General features: G+C 42.1%; 7 protein-coding genes. All 7 read left to right on the forward strand.

Going from position 1 to position 7,255, the window contains the following annotated elements; genetic code table 11:
* The first annotated feature begins 65 nt into the window (after positions 1-65).
* The 7 genes from INP78_RS14440 to INP78_RS14470 all read left to right on the forward strand — a co-directional run bounded on the left by INP78_RS14440 (position 66) and on the right by INP78_RS14470 (position 6,569).
* Positions 66-665, forward strand: coding sequence for a hypothetical protein (locus INP78_RS14440; protein WP_194742906.1), 600 nt, complete (start codon positions 66-68; stop codon positions 663-665).
* Positions 666-689: 24 nt separating this feature from the next.
* Positions 690-929, forward strand: a complete 240-nt coding sequence (locus INP78_RS14445; RefSeq protein WP_228522928.1) for a hypothetical protein — start codon at positions 690-692, stop codon at positions 927-929.
* Positions 926-1,135 (forward strand): MbcA/ParS/Xre antitoxin family protein, encoded by a 210-nt coding sequence (locus tag INP78_RS14450; protein ID WP_194742907.1) that lies wholly within the window; start codon positions 926-928, stop codon positions 1,133-1,135. The genes INP78_RS14445 and INP78_RS14450 overlap by 4 nt, the downstream gene beginning before the upstream one ends.
* 116 nt (positions 1,136-1,251) lie before the next feature.
* On the forward strand, positions 1,252-2,187 hold the full coding sequence (locus INP78_RS14455) for an SMEK domain-containing protein (protein WP_194742908.1): 936 nt from the start codon (positions 1,252-1,254) through the stop codon (positions 2,185-2,187).
* A 144-nt stretch (positions 2,188-2,331) separates the two neighbouring features.
* Entirely contained in the window at positions 2,332-3,723 is a 1,392-nt protein-coding gene (locus INP78_RS14460) for an ATP-dependent endonuclease (protein WP_194742909.1), read from the forward strand.
* A 325-nt stretch (positions 3,724-4,048) separates the two neighbouring features.
* Entirely contained in the window at positions 4,049-4,630 is a 582-nt protein-coding gene (locus tag INP78_RS14465; RefSeq protein ID WP_194742910.1) for a hypothetical protein, read from the forward strand.
* Between the two features lie 109 nt (positions 4,631-4,739).
* A complete protein-coding gene (locus tag INP78_RS14470; protein ID WP_194742911.1) occupies positions 4,740-6,569 on the forward strand; it encodes a hypothetical protein in 1,830 nt (609 codons plus the stop codon).
* The last annotated feature ends 686 nt before the right edge of the window (positions 6,570-7,255 follow it).

The following is a 7,255-nucleotide window of genomic DNA, read 5'->3' on the forward strand; positions in this document are numbered from 1 at the left end:
AATCGTTCCCTTGCCATCATCTACTCCGTTCAGTTTAATTAAACTATAACGGTGTCTATCAAAGCGTGGGTAGTCCATTTGAGTTTGCCGCAGGCCAAAGCCTCACAATTAAAGAAGCTGCGGAACGGTTGGATTTGCCGGTGGCCATTTTGAATGTATATCGCCAAAAGGGGTATTACCAGGCACACTTCATGACCAATCCAATGAAGCTATTTCATGAGCGTGATGTAGAGCGGTTGAGAAGTGAATTAGTGGACGGTGTGGAGTTTATTTCCAATTCACCACAAGATATTCGGTACATCAGTTTAAAGCAGATTCTGCTCAAGAAGCTGGGGCCCTCAGTCGTCAAGGCCGCATTAATCGAAGCCATTAGAATTCGGGAGATTATGCCTGTTGGCATCGCAGGTGAGAAGCCAGGTGCTTTACTCTTTCAGCGCTCACAAATTGATGAAGCCATTTCTAGGCTAGCGCAAAAATTCTCTGGCATGATTTCATCAGAAGATGCCGGCGAGATTTTGGGAGTAGATGCCAAGGTGGTTAAAAGTTTGATCAAGGCTAATGCATTTGAGGCATCCCTTACTGATTACGGGATATATGTGATCGAAGAGTCTTTGGTTGAATTTAATCAATCTAGTATGCAAGAGTATTCTGTCAATCGAGCATGATTGAGCCAACAGTGAAGGAGCGACATGATGAAAAAATTTCGAGAAAAAGTGGTTCAGGAAATATCTGGTTACGTTTGTGATCGTTGTGGCCGTGAAGCCGAAGCTCAGGGAGGAGAGGCGGAGGAACTCGTTTCCATTGATCGAGTGGGCGGATATTGCTCGATTTTTGGTGATGGCAATCGAATTTCAGTCGACATTTGCCAGCATTGCCTTAAAGATGTCTTGGGGGAGTGGTTACGCATTGTGCCGCTGAGGTTTTCATGACTATTGAATCTAATCCTGCACAAAATCTGGCAAAGATTCGATCTCTAGCGATTGATACCTTTGGTTCTGAGTCGGCGGCAGAGTCTTGGCTCAATCAATACCATGCCTTGTTAGGAGCCGCTCCTATCGTTGTGGCAGAATCATCCTCTGGATTTGTTGAGGTTCAGAAAATGCTAGGTGCGATCAGTTTTGGTGGAGTGGTTTAAATTCTGCTGTTCAATAAAACATGTTGCGATTATCTTGGCAATTTCTCCGGTTTGGATAGTAGAGCAGAGTCAGCGATGCTTTCAAGTCATTAAATAATATGTATCAAGGATAATTAATGCGTAATGAAATAGGTGCCTACATCGAACAAATCCAGGCGAGTATTGCTTATATACAGACTCGAATCGAGAACAGGCAAAAGGCTGGTTTTCATGAAATGGAAGCAATTGTTGAGGCATTAGTCTTGAATATGTTTGAGGCACTTGGAATTGCAAAGCTCCAAAACATGAATCAGTTAAAAAAGAACTTTCCCGGGATAGATTTAGCGGAAGAGCCTGGCGACATTTCGTTGGTTGATGGTAATAAAAACAAAAACGACAGAATAGCTGTGCAGGTAACTACTAATGCTACAAGCGAGAAAGTTAAAAAGACACTCGCGCAGTACACCAAAACTGATGGCACCAAACCCAGTTTACAAGATCAGTACCCTACTCTCTATATTGTGGGGTTCTGCAAGCATGCTAATGTGAAAGTACCAAAAAACTGTATGGTTGTCGGGCCCGAGTACTTCATTCAGCAGTACCTGAATAAAGCTACTTTAGATAAGGCACTGGCATTACAAAATGTAATTCAGCGGCATGTGGATTATTCTTCTTTGCATCCTTGGGATGATAAAAGCTCTCTGACAATTATACTTTATTCGCTTGATCGTTCTGCTATTAGACATTCTATGGCTTGCGAAGGTAGCATTACTGACATGAACAAAGCGTTTAAAGAAATAACCGAGTTAATTACGATGGGAACTGTAAATGGTTCTCAACGTGTAAAGCCATCTGTCCATTTTCGAGATGAGGTAATGACTAAATTTTTAAATGATGTAAAAAATCATATAAGTGATATCCAAAAAATAGTATTTAGCAGAAGAGTAGATGGTGGGGACATTTATGACCTTAACTTGGCGGATAGGAATAAAGTTGACAAAATCAAAGAGAAGATTCGCAAAGCATCTAACAAAGTTTCGAAACGGTATAACTTACCTATTTTGATTAAATGAGCCAAAGGTCAGGTGTTAGCTTGTCGCCAGGCTAGCTGCCAACTATAAGAATTGTAATGAAACTCTTCAGGCAGTGTCTGAAGGTAAGTGGCGATTTTGGTTGGACGAAAAGATAGATCTAAATTAAAAACTACGAAGCACTAAATGGAAATTAAAGAAATTATAGAGAACTCGAGATTTGTGGTGCTCCTTGGTAAAAACGGAGTCGGCAAAAGCACCTTACTCCGAAAGCTCAAGAATGATAAGAACATTAGGTACATATATCCAGAACGCGGCGGAGTACTTCGATATGACCTTAGCCTTGAAGCAACAATGGATAACGAAAATGTTAAATGGGCCTCAGATGAGGGAAGTTTAAATAGTTTCCCCAAGTTTAAAGAGCAAAGTGCAGTGCAATTTAGGAGGTTAGAATTACTCATCCTTAGAGAAATTGAATTACTTGAGCCAGTTAGGCGTAATCTTAATTACACATTCAACTCGGTTTTAGATTCGATCAATAATCTCTTGTCTACGATCAAAATCATCAGATCTGATGAGACTTTTTCAGTACAACCTAAAAATGACAGCGCTGATATCCCGATGAATGGGTTATCCAGTGGTGAGTCGGAATTGATTGCTTTAGCAATTGAGGTTTTGAAATTTTCAAAATTAGAAATTTCAGACAAAATTTTATTGCTTGATGAACCAGACGTGCATTTGCACCCAGATCTTCAATACAAGTTTATTGAATTTGTTGAAAATGTGGCTAAAGAAAATTTCAAAGTCGTAATATCAACGCACAGCACGGCAATTATTGCGGGGTTCTCTAGCGAAGCGGATTTACAAATCGTTCCTTTAAAATCCAAAGATCAGCATAACCTTATTCCATTCACTAGAAATCAAATATGCGAAGAAGTTCTGCCGATTTTTGGGACGCACCCTCTATCTGCAGCCTTTAACAAATCCCCCATTGTTCTTGTTGAGGGGGAGGATGATAAAAGAGTTTTAGAACAAGTGGTGCGATCTAGTAATGGCTTACTAAAGTTATCTCCTTGCGTGGTAGGTAGTGTAGATCAAATGGAAGAATGGGAAAAATGGTTAGATCAAGTACTCCCGACTATCTATGATGAGGTTCGTGCTTTCTCATTACGTGATCTAGATGATTCTCCAACAGCTGAAATTAATGACAGTGGAGTTGTTTGTCGCTCTAGGCTAAATTGTTACGCAATGGAGAATTTACTGTTGTGTGATCAATCCTTAGCTGCAAATGAACTCACCCCTGATGCATTTAAAAAACGATTAATCGACTGGACTAAAAGTAATGTTGACCATAAATATCGGGCCAATGTGCAGGATTTAATTGACTCGTATGATAATCGGCGAATTATTAAAATTAAAAATATCAGAAACATTATTGTAGGGATATTGACGTCTAAACCATGGGAAGTATTTGTAGCCAATTTAATCACTGAACATAGACTAAAATATGATAGCTCACCTCATTCACTTCACACTTATCTAGGTCAGAAAGCGTTAAAAAATCTATTCACATACTAAAGCCTTATAACCAGTGGTTTCTGATAATGAGTCAGCGAGTGGGCCTAGATTGAAAGTTATGCTGTCCATATATTGATTCCGTAAAGCTGGAGGTGATTTTTATTGTATTTCTATTCTTTTTTATTGGAGAGGTCATGCGATTGCTAAATAAATTTTGCATTTCCTTGCATTGCTGAATGCAATTCCATAATATTGCTAAAAGACCCTAGACCAACAACATTATTTTATAAATAAAATACACGCAAAAATGGGCAGTAATAGCTTTAGTTGCGGATTTACATTTCCTTAATTCCAGAAACGACAATACTACTTAAGGGGTGAGTCTATGAAGACGCACATTGTAGTTGCTCTGTTTGTTGCTGCATCCTTTATTTCATCTGAAGTTTATAGCAAGACTATTGATATGCGAAACCAGACTGATGGGGATGGTGGAATTCGCGAGATTAGTTTTTGCGCTAGACCCTCTCCTGACAAACCTGGGTTGCCAGGTCACGCATTTATTGCTTTCTCTGAAACATCGAAAAATGGGAAAAGAGTTTTCCGGGCAATTGGGCATACAGTTTTTTCCGTTGGGGAGGCGCTGCTTAGTTATACGAGTCTAGTTACGGCGGATGGCGCATTGATGGATGAGAAGTACACCTCCATCAAACAAGAATGTTTGACTCTTCAGGTAAATAAGGCTGACTTTGATAAGTCTTATGGCCTAGTCGCCCAGCCCTTGCAGATTATAGGAGTTACTTTTGATGAGACCAAACCAATTCAAAAATCATACTCTTTGGCCGCAAATGATTGCGTGGGATTCTTGATTAAACAGGCTCAACTTTATAGTCCGAAGATCACAGTTCCTTCGCGTAATAACGGCGAGTTACCACTCAATTATTTGAGAAGATTAATTGACGCAAACTAAATAATATTGATCTACTTTGTAGTCTTAAACATTGATTTCTGTCGCATGAAGTTGTGTTAATTGAGCAAGATTCAGCATCCACACAAGACTTTAAAAATGGGAGAATCAAATGCAACAAATTCTTTGTCGTTTCGTGATTTTTTTCATTGGATTTTTATCGGTGGGAAACGTGAACGCTGTTCCGCCTCCGCCACAGATTGGAGTTGATCCAATATTTGGCCCAATGTGTGCTGGGCCTTTAGGTCCTGGGCCATGCGCAGACGTTCATCGATATTTGATGATCCAAGAGGTCGCCGTTACTATTCAATTGCACCGAATAGGCATAGATCCAGTGGTAGGTGACATTTGTCAGGGCCCTTTGGGGCCAGGGCCCTGTCGACAAATACAAATATTTATTGCGACGCGCCAAGTCGCCATGCAACAAGTGAACTTGCCAGTGTTAAATAATAATGGGGTTTGCTTGGGTCCTTTAGGCCCTGGACCATGTGATGCTGTTAGAGCTTACGTAATGCATGCGCAGTCAGGAGTCAATCCGGTTCCTCAAGGGTTCAAAGCGCAACAACCTCAGATTCTACCGCAGCGTGGTCCCAACGGTGAGCTAATGTGTTTATCTCCTTTTGGCCCAACACCTTGTAATCTGATAGCTCAGTTCGGACTTGATGCGATGAATGGGGGTGTATTTTCTGTAGGAAGTTTTGGTCTTCCACCAGGCATAAAAAATACTCAACTTTTAGCGCAGGAGTGTGCGAAACGCGCAGGTATGGATGTCAATTTATTTGCAATGTGTGCTGGTCAAAAAGTTGTATTGCCACCTCGAGAGCATGCCGTGCTTGATTGTGCTGTTTCTACAACCACTGCAGCAAACTTTGCAGCCTGCGCCGCCCCGAATTTAGGATATTCACTCTCTAATGATCAACAAAAAACTGTGGGCTGCGCGATCAAAGCAAAAGGAGGGGAGTCCAATTTTAAGTCCTGTATGGGCGCCGCGTTCTTGGACAGGTCCCTATCTGCGGATGAACAAGCATTCCTAAAATGTGCTGGTAATAGTACTGATCCTGTGGCGTTTGGTAAATGCGCGGCGGTCCCATTAATGACTAGTAGTCATAAAGCCATGCTGAACTGTGCAGTTTCTACCTCCGATGCTATTGGCTTTACAGCATGTGCGATGCCATATTCTGGTATTAAAATGTCTGATGATCAACGAATTCTCGTTAATTGTTCAATGAAGACTAAAGGCGATGAAGATTCTTTTATGACCTGTGCAGGAACTGCCTTTCTTAAAAATAAACTTGGGCCAAATGAACAAAAGGTACTTGGTTGTGCTGCTTCCGCAGCTGGGGATGCGGCCAAGTTTGCAGGTTGCTCTGCGAGCACGCTCTTTGGAAAACAGCTTAGCCAAGAGCAGCAAGTCGCTATTCAATGCGCAGCTCAATCACAAGGAGATCCTAGTGGCTTTGCAACATGTGCTGGTGCAAACATGTTTAACTTGCAACTAAATCCAGAACAGCAAATCGTTGTTCAATGCATTGTATCAACAGGTGGTCAGCCCTATGCCGCCGCCGGTTGTATGGGCTCGCGGTTGACAGCACGAGAATTGAGTAAGTGCCTTTCTAACGGTATCGGTGGTCAAGATGGTTGCTTCGGTGATAATAATGATCTTATTGGTAAAAATGGATGGGTTGGTAGGACCTTTGGACAAATTACTGGCGGTCCCAATTCTGTATTCAATAATCCAAATCAGATATGGGGAGGCGACAACTCGTTTGTTCGCAACCCTGGTCAAATTTGGGGTGGTAGTAACTCATTTGTTCGTAACCCTGGTCAAATTTGGGGTGGGCCAAACTCTGTATTCAATAATCCTGGACAGTTGCTACCTCAGCCGAAGCCGGTTCAAATAGGCAATATTGGTGGTAAACGTATCTGTTTGCCGTGGTGTTAAAAGAGTTGAGGTGTCGTTATAAAATCAATATGTGAGGAACTTTCAGCTATTTTTTATGGATACAGAAATTGGCGCATACTATGAGTTCTAACCCATTCATTCAAGCGGGACTGGCTAAGCCAGCCTCTCATTCAAATGTTGGGCCTTACCGAAAAAAGTTCTGTATCAGTCACTGGCTCCGCGACATCCAGTGGTAGTCAACACCGTAGCGTCGATGGGAGACACGTATGAAGACGAATCTAGGTATTACTGCTGTACTGTTATTCGCTGTTAGTGCGGTTTCAATTGCCGCTTCAGCCCCGTGGTATCAATGGAAAAGCAAACTAGACGGCAAGCTGTTCTGCGGACAAACTAAACCAGGCGACGGCTGGATTCAAGACAGTGGTCCTTACAAGGACGCCAGGTGCAGCACTCCTGGTAAGCCAGGGGAGTAGGGCCTAGCAATCGGTTTAAGCCGCGTGACCGCCTCCGAGGAGCACGCGGCAGCCGCAACGATGGAACACACCTTCTGTCCGTCTTCTTGCCGAAATAAAGTAGTTAAAAATTACTCTATAAATTTTTGCCCTTCTTTTTTAGCTTTGTGCATCTTATAAGCAAAGATCGACAGCTTGAATCGACCCGGCTAGCCTAGATATTTTCGAGCCTCTCGAAATACCGCCGTTCAAACTCTGCGGGAGCGAGTTGAT

It is taken from the genome of Methylophilus sp. 14, from assembly GCF_015354345.1.
GTDB lineage: Bacteria > Pseudomonadota > Gammaproteobacteria > Burkholderiales > Methylophilaceae > Methylophilus.

Bases quoted from the DNA above. Each gene is read 5' to 3' on its own strand.
- INP78_RS14445 (WP_228522928.1), top strand. From the start codon at position 690: ATGATGAAAAAATTTCGAGAAAAAGTGGTTCAGGAAATATCTGGTTAC.
- INP78_RS14450 (WP_194742907.1), top strand. From the start codon at position 926: ATGACTATTGAATCTAATCCTGCACAAAATCTGGCAAAGATTCGATCT.
- INP78_RS14455 (WP_194742908.1), top strand. From the start codon at position 1,252: ATGCGTAATGAAATAGGTGCCTACATCGAACAAATCCAGGCGAGTATT.
- INP78_RS14460 (WP_194742909.1), top strand. From the start codon at position 2,332: ATGGAAATTAAAGAAATTATAGAGAACTCGAGATTTGTGGTGCTCCTT.
- INP78_RS14465 (WP_194742910.1), top strand. From the start codon at position 4,049: ATGAAGACGCACATTGTAGTTGCTCTGTTTGTTGCTGCATCCTTTATT.
- INP78_RS14470 (WP_194742911.1), top strand. From the start codon at position 4,740: ATGCAACAAATTCTTTGTCGTTTCGTGATTTTTTTCATTGGATTTTTA.